At 31.8% G+C, this 19,567-nt stretch carries 16 protein-coding genes; all 16 read right to left on the bottom strand.

All coding sequences use genetic code 11. The features are described 5' to 3' along the window. Nucleotides 1-11: 11 nt before the first annotated feature. The 16 genes from B5X81_RS00770 to B5X81_RS00695 all read right to left on the bottom strand — a co-directional run bounded on the left by B5X81_RS00770 (nt 12) and on the right by B5X81_RS00695 (nt 19,522). Entirely contained in the window at nt 12-2,708 is a 2,697-nt protein-coding gene (locus B5X81_RS00770) for a glycoside hydrolase family 38 N-terminal domain-containing protein (RefSeq protein WP_079488616.1), read from the bottom strand. A 71-nt stretch (nt 2,709-2,779) separates the two neighbouring features. After that, nucleotides 2,780-3,799, bottom strand: a complete 1,020-nt coding sequence (locus tag B5X81_RS00765) for a PTS fructose transporter subunit IIC (protein ID WP_079488614.1) — start codon at nt 3,797-3,799, stop codon at nt 2,780-2,782. Nucleotides 3,800-3,837: 38 nt separating this feature from the next. Continuing rightward, nucleotides 3,838-4,155, bottom strand: a complete 318-nt coding sequence (locus B5X81_RS00760) for a PTS fructose transporter subunit IIB (RefSeq protein ID WP_079488613.1) — start codon at nt 4,153-4,155, stop codon at nt 3,838-3,840. Nucleotides 4,156-4,168: 13 nt separating this feature from the next. After that, nucleotides 4,169-4,621 (bottom strand): PTS sugar transporter subunit IIA, encoded by a 453-nt coding sequence (locus B5X81_RS00755; protein ID WP_079488611.1) that lies wholly within the window; start codon nt 4,619-4,621, stop codon nt 4,169-4,171. Between the two features lie 60 nt (nt 4,622-4,681). Next, nucleotides 4,682-6,700, bottom strand: a complete 2,019-nt coding sequence (locus tag B5X81_RS00750) for a BglG family transcription antiterminator (protein WP_079488609.1) — start codon at nt 6,698-6,700, stop codon at nt 4,682-4,684. Nucleotides 6,701-6,882: 182 nt separating this feature from the next. Beyond that, a complete protein-coding gene (locus B5X81_RS00745) occupies nt 6,883-7,857 on the bottom strand; it encodes a type I phosphomannose isomerase catalytic subunit (RefSeq protein WP_079488607.1) in 975 nt (324 codons plus the stop codon). Nucleotides 7,858-8,025: 168 nt separating this feature from the next. Then, nucleotides 8,026-9,315 (bottom strand): TRAP transporter large permease, encoded by a 1,290-nt coding sequence (locus B5X81_RS00740; RefSeq protein ID WP_079488606.1) that lies wholly within the window; start codon nt 9,313-9,315, stop codon nt 8,026-8,028. Nucleotides 9,316-9,318: 3 nt separating this feature from the next. Beyond that, the gene (locus tag B5X81_RS00735) at nt 9,319-9,882 is read right to left on the bottom strand and encodes a TRAP transporter small permease (protein ID WP_079488604.1); all 564 of its coding nucleotides are present in this window, start codon (nt 9,880-9,882) and stop codon (nt 9,319-9,321) included. Between the two features lie 200 nt (nt 9,883-10,082). Continuing rightward, nucleotides 10,083-11,117 carry a TRAP transporter substrate-binding protein gene (locus tag B5X81_RS00730; protein WP_079488603.1) on the bottom strand — a complete coding sequence of 345 codons (1,035 nt, stop codon included), beginning with the start codon at nt 11,115-11,117 and terminating at the stop codon, nt 10,083-10,085. A 704-nt stretch (nt 11,118-11,821) separates the two neighbouring features. Beyond that, nucleotides 11,822-12,595: an HpcH/HpaI aldolase family protein gene (locus tag B5X81_RS00725; RefSeq protein WP_079488601.1), complete on the bottom strand. Its 774-nt coding sequence runs from the start codon at nt 12,593-12,595 to the stop codon at nt 11,822-11,824. Between the two features lie 19 nt (nt 12,596-12,614). Continuing rightward, nucleotides 12,615-13,658, bottom strand: coding sequence for a zinc-dependent alcohol dehydrogenase (locus tag B5X81_RS00720; RefSeq protein ID WP_170917218.1), 1,044 nt, complete (start codon nt 13,656-13,658; stop codon nt 12,615-12,617). Between the two features lie 13 nt (nt 13,659-13,671). Further along, nucleotides 13,672-14,607, bottom strand: coding sequence for a 3-hydroxyacyl-CoA dehydrogenase family protein (locus B5X81_RS00715; RefSeq protein WP_079488598.1), 936 nt, complete (start codon nt 14,605-14,607; stop codon nt 13,672-13,674). 97 nt (nt 14,608-14,704) lie between these two features. Then, on the bottom strand, nt 14,705-15,715 hold the full coding sequence (locus B5X81_RS00710) for an electron transfer flavoprotein subunit alpha/FixB family protein (RefSeq protein ID WP_079488596.1): 1,011 nt from the start codon (nt 15,713-15,715) through the stop codon (nt 14,705-14,707). Between the two features lie 89 nt (nt 15,716-15,804). Beyond that, nucleotides 15,805-16,596 (bottom strand): electron transfer flavoprotein subunit beta/FixA family protein, encoded by a 792-nt coding sequence (locus B5X81_RS00705; protein WP_079488595.1) that lies wholly within the window; start codon nt 16,594-16,596, stop codon nt 15,805-15,807. A gap of 137 nt (nt 16,597-16,733) precedes the next feature. Continuing rightward, nucleotides 16,734-17,873, bottom strand: coding sequence for an acyl-CoA dehydrogenase (locus tag B5X81_RS00700; RefSeq protein WP_079488593.1), 1,140 nt, complete (start codon nt 17,871-17,873; stop codon nt 16,734-16,736). A gap of 86 nt (nt 17,874-17,959) precedes the next feature. Continuing rightward, the gene (locus B5X81_RS00695; RefSeq protein ID WP_079488592.1) at nt 17,960-19,522 is read right to left on the bottom strand and encodes an acyl CoA:acetate/3-ketoacid CoA transferase; all 1,563 of its coding nucleotides are present in this window, start codon (nt 19,520-19,522) and stop codon (nt 17,960-17,962) included. Between the last annotated feature and the right edge of the window lie 45 nt (nt 19,523-19,567).

Here is a 19,567-nt window from a genome sequence, read left to right as displayed (position 1 = left end):
TATAATTTTATCTAATTTAATACAAATTTAATTGTTTCTGCTGTAAAGGCCTTTAATTTTGGTAATTGAAAATAATTTTTTTCCCTTTCCAATTCCTTTTTAATATTACATTCATTGAAATCTGTGAGAACAGCCTTTTCAATTCCATCAATATTAATTCCTATTTTGCCATTTGTTATTGCTTTGGAACTTGAATTATATATCCTAATTATAAAATTATCTTCATCTTCACATCTTTTAATTGCACTAATTAGTATTCTGTCATCATTTAGTGATATAAGTTTATTATTTGTATTTAATATATCGATTTCATTTTCTATATGCTTAGTCAATGTCTCTATATCATATAACTCAATTTCTTCTTTGGTATTATTAAGTTTTAAAATGTTTTGTACACTAAAGGGATCTGCATCAAATTGTGCTGCTGAAGCAGGAATATTAGCATCAAAAGCATCTCCAATATGAGGAATTATTGAGTATTCAAACTCATGTTTTCCTATACATTGAGCATCTGAAGTTTCAATTTCCATGCCTGAAGCCCTTCCCGGTCTAATTAAAAGTTCCCTTTTACCCATATTTCCTACAGCTCGAAGTAAAGTTATAGCTATAATAGCTTCATTGTTTTCATAAATCTCATATTCGTTAATTCCTTTATTTAAAACAGCCAAGCCATATTCACTATCGTTTATATCCACAAATCTATGCATGGTGTATATAGGAAGAGGTTTTTCTGACCAGCTGTTTTTATCCCACAAGGTATCATCCAATTTATTAGGTCTTTTTACAGTGCCAAATTGAGTCTCGGCAAAGGAATAATCACTCTTCACTGTAGTTGGAAATAATACCCTAAGCCTATGATCATATGAATAGTTTTCTATATCTACCCTTACATCTATTCGTTTAATTTTCGAATAAATAGTTACATAGGTATTAATATTTAAAGTTTTTATTTCTTTACTTCTGGAATTATTTTTTGAATCCAGCTTTAATGGTATTTCAAGCTCATTATTTATTAAAATCGTTGTCTTAATTGAATCCTTCTTTATTAATTTAAGTTTTGCTTTATTAGATTCTGAAGTAACTATACTATCATTCTTTACAGGAGAAAAATTATAAGTATCCCCATCATCTCCACAATTCTCATAGATATTCAAATTTTTATATTCCCTATTACTTTCTTTATCTACAACATTAAAGCTTCCATTTTTATTAAAATATATTTTAAAATATTTATTTTCTAAAATATTATCACGGTATTTAATCTCTTTTTCTACTGTCTTTTTAAGAGCATTATTCTTCCTTTCTACAATGTCAAATACCCTATAACCAAAATTAGAATCAAAGGTAGTGTAAAATGATAAATATACTTTTTTCTTAGTTTGAGTTACTTTAGTCATAGATGCCCATATTCCAAGGGAAGCAGCATTCACATCCTCTATTTTCTCTATTTCATAGGGAATAATATTCCCATCTTCATCCTTCATAATAAAATCCTTAGAATCTATTATTATAGATGCCTTTACCAACTGTAAATTTAATATCATTGCATTATTAAAAACTATTAATTTTAATTTATCCTTAGAAAATTTCCTTGCAATAGCCCTTGCATGACTATTCAATAGAGTTTCTCCTATGTTTTTACAGTCTATAAATCTTTGGTCTATTTCTTTATGGACTTCATCGGTACAACATCCACAAATACTATCATGGGCTTGATTCTGAATAAGATATTTCCAGCTTTGATTTATTAATTCCTTTGGATATTTTGCACCATTAAGCCATGCTAAAGTTACTATTGGTTCAACATATTTTTCTAGTAAAACCTCAACTTTTCTATTTTCTTTCTTTTGATACATTCTAGTAGATGCCATACTGGTATGGGTCCTACTTCTTTCTGGAGTTATCATTTCTCCTTTATAGCTCTTCATTTCTTCTTTATAAGACTTAATAGAGTCAACGTATTTATCCATGCTTGAATGAATATATTCAACTTTCTCTGATCTTTCATTTAAATATTTTATATACTCTGGAATATGTTCCTGTGGAAATTGATGGTCTATTCCATTCATTATCAACAAATTTTTAGTTGTAGCTGATTCTTTTAGTTTTCCAACTAAAGGATTTATTCGCATATCTGCCTTATTTAAATCCTTAGGCAGAAAACAGCCGTTAAAATATCCTTCTGCTAAATAAACTGCTAAAATAGAATCCCCATTTAATCCTTCCCAAATAAATTCTGATTCTCCCAATAGGTGAAATGGTATCCCTCTCATCATTACAGCACAATCTATATCAAAGCCAAGAAGTATTTGGGGAATTTGACTGGACTGTCCAAAGGAGTCAGGTAAGTATCCTACCTTCATTACACTTTCAAATTCTTCACCCATTCTATCTCCAATGAGTAAATTTCTAACTAGGGATTCCCCATCGGGACTAAATTCATCGGGTTGTATATACCATGGGCCTATGAGGATACGTCCATTTTTTATTAGATTTTTTAATCTTTCACTATTTTGTGGCTTAATTTTAAGATAATCTTCAAGTAAAGAAGTTTGTCCATCAAGGGTAAAAACTTTATAATCTTCATTTTCTTCTAATACATCCATAAGCTTATCTAGGAAATATATTAGCCTAACCCTAAAATGCTGAAAGGGCTTATACCATTCTCTATCCCAATGGGTATGGGATACTATATGTGCTTTATACATTTTATTCCTCCTTAAAAATATATCTAGGATTTTTCTATCCTAGATACTTTTTTTAATACTTAATTTTATCCTTAAACTTCTAATTCACTTTCATCTATTTCCTTTTTCAATAAATTAACCATTAAAGCACCGACTACTACCCCTACTATTATTGCTATTATTTGCATAAATGGTTTATTTACAATGGGAAGTGATAAAATCGTTTGTAATATAACTGGATTTTCTACACCAAAGGCAGCCGCTAAGCTGGTGGTCAGCGCTGTACCTACCATCATAGAAGGAATGACCCTAATTGGATCCCTAAGGGCAAAGGGAATAGCTCCTTCAGTTATTCCTCCTATACCTGTAACAAGGGCTGTTTTAGCAGCTTCTCTTTCTTCTTCAGTATATTTCTTAGGGGCAAGTTTTGATGCCAAAGCCATTGCAAGAGGCGGTATTGAAATGGACAAAAGTGCAGCAGAGCTAGGTCCATATATTTTTTGAGAATACATTGCAAGTCCAAAGGTAAAGGCAACTTTATTCACTGGTCCTCCCATGTCAAAGGCCATCATAGCTCCTATTATTGCAGCAAGTAATACCTGATTCCCTCCTTGGAGTCCTCCAAGCCAATTATTCAATCCATTTGTCATAACAAGAATAGGCTTTCCTATTACATAATTTAGTAGCATTCCTACTCCCAGGGTTGAAACCACTGGAATTATAAGTAGAGACATAAGGGGTATAACACTTTCTGGAACCTCTATTTTCTTTATTAATTCCACACAATATCCTACAAGAAGTCCTACAATTAATCCACCTAAAAAACCTGTTCCCATTTTATCAGCAAGCATCCCACATATAAATCCTGGAGCAATACCTGGTTTATCAGCTATGGAATAAGCTATAAACCCAGCTATAAATGGCACAATAAGTCCTAATCCAATTTGTCCTAAATCTCTCAAAAATGCTGCAAATGTACCTTGGGCTTCCCAGATGTCTTCTCCTCCAGTTATTGTAGCTATGGCTAATATAAGGCCTCCTGCAGTTACAACTGGAATCATATAGGAAACACCTGTCATCAAATGAGTAGAAATCTTTTTACCATCATTCATTTTTATCCTCCTTTGCTTTGATTAAACTTCTTCTATTATTATTTGTTTTCCTCAACTAATTGTACTGCCCTATTAATTACATCATTTGGTTTTTTAACTGCCTCTGATACCTTTACCTGCAATATAGTTTCACCTTTAAATCTATCAATATCTTTAATCTTAGTATCCGCTGCTATTATAACAACATCTGCTCCCTTTACTTCCTCTGAAGAAATTTTATCCTTTACTCCCATACTTCCCTGGGTTTCAACCTTAATTTCAAAACCCCTTTTACTACTATATTTTTTTAGTGCCTTAGCTGCCATATATGTATGGGCTAGTCCTACAGTACAAGCTGTTACAGCAACAATTTTCATATTCTCTCCTCCATTAATTAATATTTTTTAGCATATTTAATACTTCATTAGAAGTAGCAGCCTTTTTTAATTCTTCTATAAATTCATCCTCCATAAGCATCTCAGCTAATTTGGATAATATAGCCAAATGTTCATCATTTGCTTTATCTTTAGGTACAGCCATTAAAATAACTATTTCTACCGGGCAATTATCTTCATGGCTCCATTTAACTTTATTACATTTTCCAATTGCAATACATGATTCCCTAACTCCATGGGACTTACCATGGGGTATTGCAATGCCCCTTTCAAAGGCAGTAGAATATTCATCTTCTCTTTTATATACATCCTGTAAATACTGAGCTGAAGAAATCAATTTGTTTTCCTTCTCCATTAAACTAGCTAATTCCTTAATTATTTCTATCTTGTCCTTACCTTTTAATTGGAGATTTATTAAATTCTCATTGGTTAAATTACTTATTTTCATTTGCTTCACCTTCTATAAATAATTTATTCTTAAAAATATTGTTCATAGGAATTCCATAAATCATTTTAAAAGATTTATAAATTCAGCCCTATTCTTAGATTTTTTTAATTCCTTTAATAAATTTTTATCACCTATAATCTCATATAACCTTTCAAATAACTCTTGAGCAAATTCTTCAAAGGTAAAATCTATGGCACACAAAAAAACTATGTTTACCTTTTCTCCATTCCAATTTATATATTTATCTAATTGAATAACTGAAATAGCAGTTTTATTAACATGTTTTGTATAACCATGGGGAACAGCCACTCCATTTTCAACATAGGTACTGGAAAGCTTCTCCCTATCAATTACTGACTGCTCAAACTCTTCTTTTACATATCCTCTTCTCAAAAGTTCTTTGCTTATTTTTTTTATTAACTTTTCTTTATCATCACATTCATAATTTAGGAAGACTAAATCCGGCTTTATGCAATAATCTAATATTCTTGAAGATTCTCCATTAATTAAAATTCTATTTGTTCCTTTTATATTTTCTATCTCTTTTTGAATTTTTTTCATATCATTTTCAGATAGAATGGGCTTAACATGAACAAAGGGTAATTTTATATTTTCTAAGGGTATAGTTGATATTATTAATTGGGGTAAATCTCTTTTACCTAATTTCTTTATTTCTTTCTCCAGCTTTTCTCCAGAAATCATCTTTACTATATTTAAATTTTTAAATTCTTTTTTCAACTGAATATTCAATAAATTTACAAATCCAATTCCACTATTACATACTAAATAGGTCTTTATATCTTTATCTTCTCTATCCTTTTCAACATAGCCTTGTATATATAATGCAATATATCCTGCTTCTTCTTCGTATACATTAATATTGAATTTATCCTTTAATGTCTTTCCTATTTCCAAGGCTATATTAAAGGAATAGGGATAATTTTTCTTTATTTCTTCCAGCAGTGAATTTGCTGCCTTCATTCCATATTTCATCCTATTTATAGCAAAATTCAAATGGATTTTTAGTCCTAATAGCAGCTCCTTATTCTTTTTTAAATTTATATTAAACTTATTTTCTATAAATTTCATTGTATATTCGATAATTTCTTCTGTATAATTATCCATTTTTGAAATTATTTTATATTTATTATTTATAAATGAATCAACATTTATTTTAAGCCCTATAAGATTTAAAGTAATATAGCATTTTTCAGATTCTATGAAATCTATTTGAAAATATTTTTTTATTGACCTACAAATATCCGTTGTTATTTCATATTCCTTAGTTTTTTTGAACTGCATAATATCTGCTTCTGAAAATTGTACATATTTTTTTCTTGCAATTCTATCTACAAGTATGGATAAATTTAAAAACAAATTACAGTAGCTTTCATTAGTAAAATTCAGCTCTTTTTCTCTTTGAATTTCATTTACAACATTTGTAATATTAAATAAATCATCAGCTTTTATATTTGTAAATATATCAATTGATCTTATTTCATCAAACACATGGAAAAGATTTCTTTTATCACTCTTGAATTGATAAATATTGTTAACAGATGTATTCTCTATAAGCAAACATTGAATACAATATCTTATGTCTTTTTCATCTCCAATTATCCTAATACCATGGTTTGTCTTTTTATATAAGCTTAGATTATATTTTTTAAACCACTCTTCCACATGTTTAATATCTATATTTACAGTGGATTTGCTAACGTACAGATTATCACCTAACTCTTGCATAGTTGTTGCGATATCGCTGCTTAATAGTCTAGCAGCAATATAATTAAATCGCTGTTTCTCATCATTATAGGTCTTAATTTCTTTATCTAATTCCTTTTTTAGATTTTTAATGATTTTTTCATTAGTCTCTAGCCAAAATCCAACTCCTGGTCTTGATACTATGTGAACATCCTCATCTTTAAATAAATATTTTAAATAATTTATATCATTATATACAGTTCTAGAAGAAACCCCTAATATTTTTGAAAGTTCTTTAGTTGTAATAGGACTATCCTTATATAACAATTTTTTTAATATAATTCTTTTCCTTATATCTAAATCACTTATTTTCATATGTTTTATATCACCCTTTTCCTAGGTACAATTTTATTATACTATGCACTGAATCAAATAAAAATTGAATTAATTTCATCAATAATAGTTGAAAATATTAAATAATGGGATAAAGAAATTGTATAATAAAAATACTCTTTTCTGGTTTTATTTTAATCTCACCAGAAAAGAGTATATACTCTTTACAGATAATTTACTTCCTTTAATATTTCTTTTTCTAATTTTTCAATATTTGGAACATAAGTCTTAATCAGTGTCAAATCTCCTTTAAATTCATATTCTCCTAAGGAGGCTGGAATCAGTATGGTTTCTCCTTTAGATATATTTTCTTCTCCTCCTTCATATATAATCTTTCCACTTCCTTCTATACACATATATACATAAAATCTCTCTTCATCACTTTTTTCTTTTAACATATCCTTTATTTCATATTTTTCAATGGAAAATTTATCATTATAGCAATAATATGTTTTTTCATATCCTTCTTCTTTAGCGGTTAATCCTGATGCTTTTTTTCCTTTTAATGAAAAATCAATAACATCCATTGCTTTATCTATATGAAGCTCTCTTCCTCTGTTAAAATCATAAACCCTATAGGTCAAATCACTATTTTGTTGAATTTCTGCGACTACCGCTCCCTCCATAGTATGGATAAGACCACTTTTTATGAAAAATACATCTCCCTTTTTTATAGGTATGCGATTTAAATAGGGTTCTAAATTATTTTCCTGAATTCCCTTATAGAAAACTTTCTTTGTGCAGTCTTTAACTCCCAAAACCATATTAGCTTCTTTATTTGCTTCTAAAACTATCCAAGCCTCGGTTTTCCCTAAATCCCCTTCTTTTTTTCCATATTCATCATCAGGGTGAACTTGTATAGAGAGCTCTTTTTGTGCATCTAAAAATTTTATTAAAAGAGGAAAATTTTGAGGCTCTATTTCATTACCAACTATTGCTTTTCCCCTTTCTGACAATAAAAATCCAAGGGTTTTGCCCTTATATTTTCCATTTGATATAATACTATCAACGTCTTTTCTACAGGATATCTCCCAGCTTTCTCCAATATTTCCCTTAGGTAAATCCTTCCCTATGGAAGACAGGTTTCTTCCTCCCCATACTTTTTCAACATAATGGGGCTTAAATTTTATAGGATACATTTATATCTTCCTTTCTATATTGAAATTTGAATAAATTGCATAATTCTAACTTTTGAATTTAATTCATTATACATTATAACATATTTGCAAACTCAATCTAAAAAGAGATACAAACAAAAAAAGTAGCTCCTAAACATTCTAAGAAACTACTCTTTCATTCAAATTAAATTAAACTGGTATATTTAATATCCTTGGAAGGGTCAATGTTATTTCAGGAATAAAAGTAACTAATAGCAGTACAATTATCATAACAACTATCCACGGCATAATCGCCTTAGCCAAATCATCAAATTTAATATCACTTATTTGACATGCCATAAACAAGTTCGCCCCTAAAGGTGGAGTAATAAATCCAATTGCTAAATTAAGTACCATAACAAGACCAAATTGTATTGGATTCATACCTAATGAAGTAACAACAGGCAAAAGTATAGGCACAAGAATAATAATAGCAGCATTTGTTTCCATAAATGTACCTACTAATAGTAATAAAATATTTATTAATAAGAGTATAAGTATTTTATTTGAAGTAATGCTTAAGATAAAATTGGCAATTGTTATAGGAACCTGGGTAATAGTAAGAATACGGCCAAAGCCTGAGGATATTCCAATAATAACTAAAACAGCAGCACAAAGTAAACAAGCATTAAATCCAATAAAGGGTAATTCACTAATTTTAACTTCTTTATATATGAAAACACTTACAAAAATTCCATATACACAAGCCACTGCAGCAGCTTCAGTTGGAGTAAATAGTCCCCCATAAATTCCACCTAAAATTATTACTGGAACCAGTAGGGCAGGAATAGCATCTATAAAAATCGAAACAATTTCCTTAAAAGTATACCTACGGTCATCACCTTTATATCCATGTTTTATTGAATAAATAATTGAATAAATAATTAAGGCTAATCCGACTAATAGTCCTGGTCCAATTCCCGCAGTAAACATTCCCGTTACAGATACTCCAGCAGATACAGCATAAATTACCATGCAGATGCTTGGTGGAATAATAGTACCTACTGTTCCAGCCGTAGCAACAAGGGCTCCAGCAAAGGATTTATTATAATTTTTAGCTAACATAGCAGGAATCATAATAACTCCAATTGCCGCAACTGTAGCTGAGCCAGTCCCTGATATAGCAGCAAAAAATAAACAAGTAACAATTGAAACTACACCAAGGCCCCCAGTCCAACGTCCAAAAAATACAGCTGCTACATTAAGTAGTCGCTTAGATATACCCCCTCTACCCATAATATCCCCAGCAAAGGTAAATAGGGGAACAGCCATTAAGGGAAAGGAGTTTAATCCTTGAATCATAGTTTGAGTAAAACATTCTATACTTATAGGTTGTACAACAAAAATAGTTAAAATTGATGCAAGTCCTATAGCTATGGCAATAGGAACAGATAAAATCAAAAAAAATATAAAGCTCCCGAATAATAAAGTAACAGTCATATTTTACTTAACCTCCTTTTCCCTTGGCATAAAGCAAATTTCCTTTGCTCCAGTATAAATCCCAGTATAATTCTCAAAGTATTCTAATGATCGTGAAAAATTCTTGAATTTCCACAATATACCTTGTATAAGACGAATTATCATTAAAGCAAAGCCTATAAACCCGGCACCATAAATAATATTCATTGAAACATCTATAGTTACAGCTCTATCATTGTATTCAATAACTGATTGACATATTTTTATTGCAGATATAAATATAACAGAAGAAAAAATTAAAAATAGAAAATCTACAATGAGCATAATAATTTTTTGAACTTTTTCATTAAATTTATTAACAAGAAAACTTACTTTGATATGTCTGTGATTTCGAGTAGTATAAGAAATACTAAAATACATTAACCAAACAAATATGAATCTAGATACTTCTTCTCCCCAGGAAAACCCAGAGTTAAATACAAATCTTAAAACAACTTGTAATGTAACTAAAATTGTCATAGAATAGAACAAAACAGTCATTAAAACAGGTTCAAAATTTTTATCCACCCAAGCAAATACTTTTTTCATTTTAGACCTCAACTCCTTAGTATCTTTTTTGCTGTAATCACTGAAAATAAAGGGCTTAAACTTAAGCTAAAGGTTATTATAGTGAAACAAATTCAAAGGTGGATTTATATATCTTAAAAACTCCCAGAAACATGGATATTTTTAAGATATATAGATTAAATTTTGAGATTGTTTCACCGTGTATAACCACTTTATAAATACTATTTTCTCTCAGCTTCTACTTCTTTCATTACCATATTATATATTTCTTGTCCACATTTAGATATTATATCTTCCTTTACAGCAGCATTCATAAGCTCAGCCATCTTTTTTCTTTCCTCAAGTGGAACTTCATTCACTTCAATTCCTAAATCAGGAAGCTGTGCTAAAGTTTCTTCTTCTTGTTTTTTCATTAAGTCTCTTTCTAATTTAATAGCCGCTTCAATTTCTTCCTCTATAAGTCCTCTATCTTCATCGGATAAGCTATCCATAAATTTTGTATTTGCATACCATAAATAATTTGTATATATATGTTTTGTCAAGGACCAGTATTTTTGTGCTTCATAAAATTTAGCAGTGTAAAAACTTGTAGTAGCACATTCCTGACCATCAATTAAGTTTTGCTGTAATGAAGTAAATACTTCAGTCCAGGATAAATTAGTTAATGTGGCTCCTGCTGCTTCCCAGGCCTTTATTTGAATTGGATTATATCCTCTTATTTTTATTCCTTGAACATCCTCTGCAGTTTTAATAGGTTGTTTACTATTAGAAAAATTTCTAAAGCCAATTTCCATATATCCTAAACCAGTTAGACCCATTGGTTCTAATGGCTTTAATAGCTCTTTACCTGCTTTACCATCTAATACTCTATGGGCGTGGGCTTCATCATCAAATAAATAGAAGCTGTCCCAAACGGCAAATTCAGGGATTGTTTGAGTAAAAAGTGTAGTAGCACCTAAACTCATTTGAATATCCCCTCTACGAACCTGCTCCATCATATCCATTGCTTTACCTAATTGAGAAGCTGGAAATATTTTTATATCAATCCTTCCATCCGATTTCTCTTCAACAGATTTTTCAAACTCTAATAAAGCTTTATGACATGGGGTTTGCACATTACTTTCATGACCAATATTTATTTCTATTTTCTTAGCACTTGTCGTTTCCTTTCCATCAGTCTCTTGAGAGCATCCTGCAAACAAACCACCTACTAATACGACAATAATTACCCAAACTAATACTTTTTTCCCAAACATATTTACCCTCCATATAATTAATTTTATTTTTCACTTACTTAGCTTTAATAAAGTCAAATCATCTCCTTTCAATAAATTATAGTGCTATTTCAAAATTTTAATATATTTTACAGCTACTAAATCTAGTATAGTGCATCTACTATGATCTAGTAACGTTTTCCCCTTTTCAATAAAAAAACTTCCAATATTTATTATAAATATATTTATAATGAATGTCGATGTATAGATTTTTTTGTCATTTATACTAATAATAAAGCAAATTCCATACCAAAAATAATTTTTCACAGTTTTTTTTAACTAAAATTCTATCAGGATTGATATTTTTTTAACTATTATATCTATAAAGAAAACTATTTCAAATTAGTCTAATTTATTGGGCTTATTCCTATATCAAAAGTTTTAATTTTTCCCCTTATGTCATATTTTCCTTTTTTTCTAATTTGCATAAATAATAGCATATCATAAAATGAGGATGAATTTTACAATAAACGATGTAAATCCCCATCTCTTTGATGCTTACAAGCATCATTTATAGTAAAATTAGAGTTATGCAATTTCCTCAATTATTAGAATAGTATTACAGGAACTTAAGCACACCTATTATATAGCAAAAAATAAGGAATTCTCCTATATTTTCACTGAATGTTTTAATATTAAAACATTCAAAAGAAGAATTCCAATATGATTTAATAAAACATCAAACTCTACTTTTTGTTTCCTCTTATATCTTTTATTACTTGTTTTCCTGTTGATATTATCATGCCCTGATCTGTGCTTACAAGTAAATATTGTACCCCTCTTTTAATATATTCATGGGCCTTAGCCGGTGATGAAACAATGCCTACTGCCTTTCCTGCTTCTTTTGTCTTTTCTATAATGGTATCAATACACTTAATAACCTTTGGATGGGCAGCATCTCCTATAACCCCTAATGATTGTGATAAATCCATAGGTCCAATAAATATTACATCTATTTCAGGAATCTTTAGAATTTCATCTAAATTATTAACACATTCTACAGTCTCACAATGGGATACTATCAATGTATTTTCATTGGCAGCTTTCACATATTCCTTTTTATCAAGCATTCCATAATGTGCAGCCCTAACAGAAGGAGAGAAACCTCTTTTTCCTACTGGGGTATATTTAACATAGGACACAAGATCCTTTGCCTGCTTTGCAGTATCCACATTAGGAACTTGAACCCCTAGAGCCCCTGAATCCAATGCCTGAAGGACCTCTACATCTTCATTCTTCCTAACCCTTACAATAGGTACAATATCCGTTGCATCTGCACCTCTTATAATATTAACCATACTTTCCTTATTCATAGAAACATGCTCATTATCTAATACAAAAAAGTCATATCCTATAAGTCCTAATATTTCTGATATAGAAGGGTCGCTAAATTTAACAAATGTACCTACTACATATCCCCCCTCTTTAATAATCTTTTTAACTTTATTTTCTCTCATCATATTCATTACCTCCAATTATCTAAGGAATTAGTACTGGCTTTATTGTACATATACTTCTATCTGCTATGGTATCTATAGCTTCCTGTGCTTTTGACAAGGGGAATTTCTGGGTTATTAGAGGCCTCACATTAATTCTTCCACTTTCCATCAAATCAAGAGTCGGTTTAAAGGTATTAGGACTAGCAAGGACCCCTATTACCTCAGCGTCCTTCGTAATAATTAAGTTGATTTCTGCCATAAATTCAGGAGTTGTATAAAGACTTAAAAGAATAACTTTTCCACCAGGTTTCATAGCATGTAAAGACTGATTCACTGTTTTTATATTTCCTGAACTTTCTATAACTACATCAACACCTACTCCACCGGTCAATTCATCTACTTTAGCCAAAACGTCATCCTTTTTATAGCTCATAACAGCATCTGCACCAGTTGATTTTGCTATCTCAAGTTTTTCATCCCAGCTTCCCACTACAAATACTTTACTTGCCCCAGCAATTTTTGCACACTGCATAGAAAGCTGTCCTATTGAACCATCGCCTATAACTAAAACCGTATCTCCATAGCCTACCTTTCCTTTAATTACTCCATAGGCAGCGGTTGCAGCTGGCTCAACCATTGCGGCTTCTTCATAGCTTATATTATCGGGTATTTTATAGACATTTTTATAAGGCAGCTTTATATACTCAGCAAATGCTCCATCTCTGTTCTTATAGGATCCTATAACCACTCTATTAGGACAAAGATTAAATCTACCGGATTTACACATATTACATTTTCCACAGCCTAAGCTTACATCACCGGTTACCCTATCTCCTACTTTAAAATCTGAAACATCAGACCCTACTTCTTCAATTTGTCCAGACCACTCATGTCCCGGTATGAGTGGATATTTTGTTAAACCCTTCTTTATATAATTATGTTCACCATAATAAAGTTCCATATCCGATCCACAAATTCCAACTGCTTTAACTTTAATTAGCACTTCATCCTTTTCAATCTGTGGCTTTGGAACATCACTGTATTCAATCTTTTCTGGTCCTATGAATCTTGCTGCTTTCATCATACTTTCCTCCAAATCAAGATTTATCTTCATTTAAAAAATGAAGTAATACCTTTCGTCTTTTATCCTCTACTTCCTTAAGGGTATTTTCATCCCATTTATAAAATCCTTCCCCAGTTTTACTACCATATTTTTTGGCTTCTACTATTTCCTTCATGATATTAGAAGGAGTATCTGAACTGCAAAGATCCTTAAAAAGATAAGAGCAAATATTATAAAACACATCTAATCCTCCAAGATCAGCAGTCTTTATAGGTCCTGTTATTGGAAGTCTTCGTCCAAATCCATATTCTACAGCCTTATCAACTTCTTCTATATCTGCCCAGCCCTGTTCAACTATATATATGGCTTCTCTTAAAAGGGCATACTGCATTCTATTTCCTATAAATCCAAGGCATTCTTTTTTCATTTTTACCGGCTGCTTTTTAATTTGCTTAACCCACTGAACAGTTTTTTCAACTGTAGCTATAGATGTTTTTTCTCCTGGTACCACTTCCACTAATGGAATTAATTCTGGAGGGCACCAAAAATGAGCCACTACCATTCTTTCAGGATGCTTTAAATATTTAGATATTTGGGTTGGACTAAGTCCTGAAGTATTAGATGCAAGAATAACAGATGGATCACATAATGAATCAAGCTCTTTATAAACTTTTTGTTTCACTTCTAAATTTTCAACTATACATTCTATTACCAATTCTATGCCCTTAACTGCTTCCTTTAAGTCATCTACTAAGCTTACTCTTGATACAGCCTCATCAGCTTCCTTCTTTGTAATCTTCTGCTTATTTACAAGACTTGTAAGATTTTCCTTGATTTTATCAAGTCCAATTTTTAAGTTTTCCTTTGATATATCAAATAGATTCACATATAATCCTGCTTCTGCACAAAGCTGTGCAATTCCATGGCCCATTGTTCCAGCACCTAAAACTGTAATTTTCTTTATTCCCATATTAATCTGATCCCAATTTAATTAGAATCAGCTTCACCTCCCAGTATAGAAAATTAAGATCAAAACTCATAATTATTTAAATATCTATAGAATTTTCTTACTTAGCAACTTTAGAATTGGACTTTTCACTTTCAATTGCTTCTTTTAATTTAGGTATAATAGTGTTAACATCTCCAACTATACCTAAATCAGCTATATCAAATATTGGTGCTCCTTTATCCTTGTTAATGGCAAGAATTAAATCCGACTCCTCCATACCAGCAATATGCTGAATAGCTCCCGATATACCAGCAGCAATATAAAGACTAGGCTTAACTGTTTTTCCAGTCTGGCCAACTTGATAATCCTTTTCAATCCATCCTGCATCAACATTTGCCCTAGATGAAGAAATTTCTCCCCCAAGAACATCTGCTAGTCCCTTAAGCATTTTAAACCCTTCTGCTTTACCAATACCTCTTCCTCCAGATACAAGTACTTTAGATTCAGTAATATCGGCAACTTCTTTAGTTTCTTTCACAACTTCTCTTATTTTTATATTCATATCCTCTTTAGTAAATTTAATATCAAAATATTCTATCTCACCTTTTTTTGATTCATCCTTTTCAAGGGATTTCATAACACCAGGTCTTACCGTTGCCATCTGAGGCTTATGTCTATCACAAACAATAGTAGCCATTATATTTCCACCAAAGGCTGGACGGGTCATCATTAGTAATTTTGTTTCTTCATCGATATCTAAGGAAGTACAATCAGCTGTTAATCCAGTATGAACTCTAGCTGACACCCTAGGAGCTAAATCACGGCCAATTGAAGTTGCACCACAAAGTACAATTTCCGGATCATATTCCTTAATTATTTTACATACCGCTTTAGCATAGGGCTCTGTAGCATATTCACCAAGAATTGGATCCTCTACAACTATAACCTTATCCGCCCCATATGCTGTTAAAATTGAAGCCTTGTCTTTAATTTCTGATCCTAGTAAAACTGCTACTACCTTTTCATCCAAAGATTTAGAAAGCCTTTTAGCTTCACCAATAAGCTCAATACTTACTTTTTGGATATCTCCATCTCTTTGTTCTGCTAATACAAATATATCTTTACTCATTAGCTTAACAATCCTTTCTTAATTCATATTTGATATTTCACAATAATTTTTTCTTGTATTTTTTAGTTCCTTTGAAAATAATAAAAATATTAAATTATATGCTTTTCCTTTAAAGTATCTACAATGGCTTTTACTGCTTCATCGGTTGAAATATCATCTAAAATTTTTCCAGCACCCTTTGCTTGTTTTGTAAAGGATTTTTTAACTCTAGTTGGAGACCCTTTGAGTCCTAGATCATCGGAATTAACAGTATCCTTGATTTCCTCCAAGGTCCATATTTTAACTTCCTTTTCCCTATATGCATCAAAGGCTCCACCAACTGTCATATATCTTGGCTCTGATAATTCAGTTAATGCAGTTAATAAACAAGGGGTATTAACTTCTACTATATGATATCTGTCTTCAAATTGTCTTTTAACAACAATTTTATTTTCTTCCACATTAATTTCTTCTGCATAACTCACCTGTGGAATCCCTAGATGCTCTGCTATTTGAGGTCCAACCTGTGCTGTATCTCCATCAATAGCTTGACGGCCTGTAATTATAACATCATAATCTAGCTTTTTAAGGGCCCCTGCAATTGTTGATGATGTAGCCCAGGTATCAGATCCTCCAAAGGCCCTATCGGTAATAAGAATAGCTTCATCGGCACCCATGGCCAATCCCTCTCTAAGGGCAACTTCTGCCTGGGGTGGTCCCATAGATACTAATGTAACCTTTCCTCCTACTTTTTCTTTTAATTGTAGAGCTGCTTCAATTCCAGATTTATCATCGGGATTTATAATACTAGGAACACCTTCTCTAATAAGGGTATTTGTTTTTGGATCAAGTTTTACTTCTGTTGTATCAGGTACCTGTTTTATACAAACAACTATATTCATTGATATATTTCTCCTTTCAAATTCTAAAATAGAGATAAATTGATTTTCTTTTTGATAAATTAAAATGAATAATTTAATAGTATTCAATATTGCCTTTTAAAACTAACAATTTCAACTATGGAAATTTCCTTAATTATCTAAAGTTTTAAAGATCCTGCAATTACCATTTTTTGAACCTCAGATGTCCCTTCATAGATTTCAGTTATTCTTGCATCACGCATCATTCTTTCAATAGGATATTCCCTTGTATATCCGTACCCTCCAAATAATTGTAAACATCTAGTTGTTATCTCACTAGATAATTGTGAACAATATAATTTTGCCATAGCTGCATTAACAGTAAAGGGTTTACCTTCATCCTTAAGACGGGCTACTTTGTAAACCATAAGTTGAGCAGCTTCTAATTTCATTCTCATATCCGCCAATTCAAATTTTGTATTTTGAAACTTAGAAATACTTCTTCCAAATTGCTTTCTTTCTTTTACATAATTACAAGTTTCTTCAAAGGCTCCTTCTGCAAGACCCAATGCCTGGGCAGCTATCCCAATACGTCCTACATCTAAAGCCTTCATAGCAATCTTAAATCCTTGTCCTTCTTTTCCAAGAAGATTTTCCTTAGGAACAATGCAATTATCAAATATTAATTCACAGGCTGTAGATCCCCTTATGCCCATTTTCTTTTCCTTTTTACCAACTGAAAAGCCTGGGAAATTACTTTCCACTATAAAAGCCGAGCAGCCCCTTGTTCCCTTGGACTTATCTGTCATAGCTATTATTATATAGGTATCTGCATATCCAGAATTTGTTATAAATATTTTTGATCCATTTAAAACATAGTGGTCATCCTTTAAAACAGCTGTTGTTGTCTGCATAGCTGCATCGGAACCTGCTCCCGGCTCGGTCAGGCCAAAGGCTCCAAGTCTTTCACCTCTACAAAGTGGTTTTAAGTATTTTTCTTTTTGCTCATTTGTTCCATATTTAGATATAGGATAAGAACAAAGAGAGGTATGGGCTGTATAAATAGTTGTTGTTGTTAAACACACCTTTGCTATTTCCTCTACCGACATTACATAGGCAAGGGTATCTGCTCCTTGACCACCATATTCCTTTGGCATTGGTATTCCCATAAATCCATATTTAACTAATTTTTCAACAGTTTCTTCTGGAAACCTTTCTTCTTCATCTATTTCAGCAGCTAATGGCTTCACCTCATTTTCTGCAAATTCTTTAAACATTTTCTTTGCCAATAAATGTTCCTTTGGTAAATTGAAATCCATTATATTTCCTCCTATACTTCTTTATTTTGTAATATAGATTTCCTATAGTAAAATAAATTTATTTTTGAATTTCTTCAGCTATAATTTTAAATCCTATCCTTAGCCAAACCCATAATATCCTTGCTAAAAAGTCTTTCATCCATAAGTTTTGGCTCTTTTTCTATTTTAGGCTTAAATTCCATTTTGTCTAAAATCTGTGTTTGAATATCAATACCAGGGGCAATTTCTGTTAAATATAAACCCTCTTCCCTAAGCTCAAAAACAGCCCTTTCGGTTATGTACATAACCGGTTGCTTTACCTTATTTGCATATATTCCACTAAAGGTAATTTGCTCTATATTTTTTATGAATTTCTTCATTTTGCCTTCTTTAATAATATGAAGTTTACCATCCTTGATTTCAGTTTTTAATCCACCTGCTGTAAAGGTTCCACAGAAAACTACCTTTTTTGCATTCTGTGTAATATTTATAAATCCACCACATCCTGCAAGTCTTGTACCAAACTTACTTACGTTTATATTTCCTATTTCATCAATTTGAGCCATACCTAAGTAAGCTATATCAAGTCCTCCACCATCATAAAAGTCAAATAAAACATTTTGGTCTAAAATACTTTCCACATTTGAAGAAGCTCCAAATTGTGCTCCCGGCATGGGCATTCCTCCAATAGCACCGGCTTCTACCGTAAGGGTCATATAGTCTTCTATTCCTTCCTCAGCAGCCACCGATGAAATTAGCTCAGGAACCCCTACTCCTAAATTCACCACGGCATCCTTTTTTAGCTCCATTGCAGCCCTTCTAGCAATAACCTTTCTAGCATTTAATGGAGCCGGGTTTAATCCATCTAAAGGAACCCTTAATTCTCCCGTTAAGGAAGGATCGTATTCACAGCCCAAGCATTGCAAACTGCTTTCCTTATCTCCTATTACCAATGCATCTACATAGATCCTTGGGATTTTAACTAATTTGGGATCTAAAGAGCCATTTTTTACTATTTTTTCAACTTGAACAATAACTTTTCCACCACTGTTTTTGCAGGCCTGGGCCATTGCAGTTGAATCTAAAGACCCAATTTCCTTTTCTACAGTGACATTGCCGGATTCATCGGCATAGGTTCCCCTTATAAGGCATATGTCTATAGGAAAGCTCTTATATAAAAGACGCTCCTGCCCTTCAATTTCAATAAGCTTTACAAGGTCTTCCTTAGTTTTAGAGTTCAATTTTCCCCCACCATTTCGTGGATCTACGAAGGTATTAAGCCCAACATGGGTTATGGTCCCAATTTTTTTAGCCGCAATATCTCTAAATAAATGGGATATTACCCCTTGGGGAAAATTATATGCCTCAATTTTATTTTCAATGGCCATTGCTCCAAGCTTAGGTCCCCTGTCCCAATGTCCTCCAATAACTTTTTTCACCATTTTCTCATGGGCAAAATGGTCATTTCCTCTTCCATCTCTTTTACCTTGACCGGCTGCAAATACTAAAGTCAAATCCTTAGGTAAACCAGTATTAATAAATCTTTCCTCTAAAGCACTTGTTAAAGCTTCAGGACAGCAGCTGCTGACAAAACCTCCAGTTACAACTGTTTGACCATTTTCAATTAAATCAACTGCTTCTTTGGCAGTTAAAACTCGTTTATTATTCATAAACTACAGTCCTCCTCTTACTCTTAAAACCAACTCAAAGGAAAA

The organism is Maledivibacter halophilus (assembly GCF_900167445.1).
In the GTDB taxonomy this organism is placed as follows: Bacteria; Bacillota; Clostridia; order Peptostreptococcales; family Caminicellaceae; genus Maledivibacter; species Maledivibacter halophilus.
The sequence above is the reverse complement of the archived record's forward strand: the minus strand, read 5'-3'. Positions and strand labels throughout refer to the sequence as shown.

Excerpts from the sequence above, each read along its gene's own strand:
- B5X81_RS00770 (WP_079488616.1), bottom strand. The coding sequence starts at position 2,708 with ATGTATAAAGCACATATAGTATCCCATACCCATTGGGATAGAGAATGG.
- B5X81_RS00765 (WP_079488614.1), bottom strand. The coding sequence starts at position 3,799 with ATGAATGATGGTAAAAAGATTTCTACTCATTTGATGACAGGTGTTTCC.
- B5X81_RS00760 (WP_079488613.1), bottom strand. The coding sequence starts at position 4,155 with ATGAAAATTGTTGCTGTAACAGCTTGTACTGTAGGACTAGCCCATACA.
- B5X81_RS00755 (WP_079488611.1), bottom strand. The coding sequence starts at position 4,621 with ATGAAAATAAGTAATTTAACCAATGAGAATTTAATAAATCTCCAATTA.
- B5X81_RS00750 (WP_079488609.1), bottom strand. The coding sequence starts at position 6,700 with ATGAAAATAAGTGATTTAGATATAAGGAAAAGAATTATATTAAAAAAA.
- B5X81_RS00745 (WP_079488607.1), bottom strand. The coding sequence starts at position 7,857 with ATGTATCCTATAAAATTTAAGCCCCATTATGTTGAAAAAGTATGGGGA.
- B5X81_RS00740 (WP_079488606.1), bottom strand. The coding sequence starts at position 9,315 with ATGACTGTTACTTTATTATTCGGGAGCTTTATATTTTTTTTGATTTTA.
- B5X81_RS00735 (WP_079488604.1), bottom strand. The coding sequence starts at position 9,882 with ATGAAAAAAGTATTTGCTTGGGTGGATAAAAATTTTGAACCTGTTTTA.
- B5X81_RS00730 (WP_079488603.1), bottom strand. The coding sequence starts at position 11,117 with ATGTTTGGGAAAAAAGTATTAGTTTGGGTAATTATTGTCGTATTAGTA.
- B5X81_RS00725 (WP_079488601.1), bottom strand. The coding sequence starts at position 12,595 with ATGATGAGAGAAAATAAAGTTAAAAAGATTATTAAAGAGGGGGGATAT.
- B5X81_RS00720 (WP_170917218.1), bottom strand. The coding sequence starts at position 13,658 with ATGATGAAAGCAGCAAGATTCATAGGACCAGAAAAGATTGAATACAGT.
- B5X81_RS00715 (WP_079488598.1), bottom strand. The coding sequence starts at position 14,607 with ATGGGAATAAAGAAAATTACAGTTTTAGGTGCTGGAACAATGGGCCAT.
- B5X81_RS00710 (WP_079488596.1), bottom strand. The coding sequence starts at position 15,715 with ATGAGTAAAGATATATTTGTATTAGCAGAACAAAGAGATGGAGATATC.
- B5X81_RS00705 (WP_079488595.1), bottom strand. The coding sequence starts at position 16,596 with ATGAATATAGTTGTTTGTATAAAACAGGTACCTGATACAACAGAAGTA.
- B5X81_RS00700 (WP_079488593.1), bottom strand. The coding sequence starts at position 17,873 with ATGGATTTCAATTTACCAAAGGAACATTTATTGGCAAAGAAAATGTTT.
- B5X81_RS00695 (WP_079488592.1), bottom strand. The coding sequence starts at position 19,522 with ATGAATAATAAACGAGTTTTAACTGCCAAAGAAGCAGTTGATTTAATT.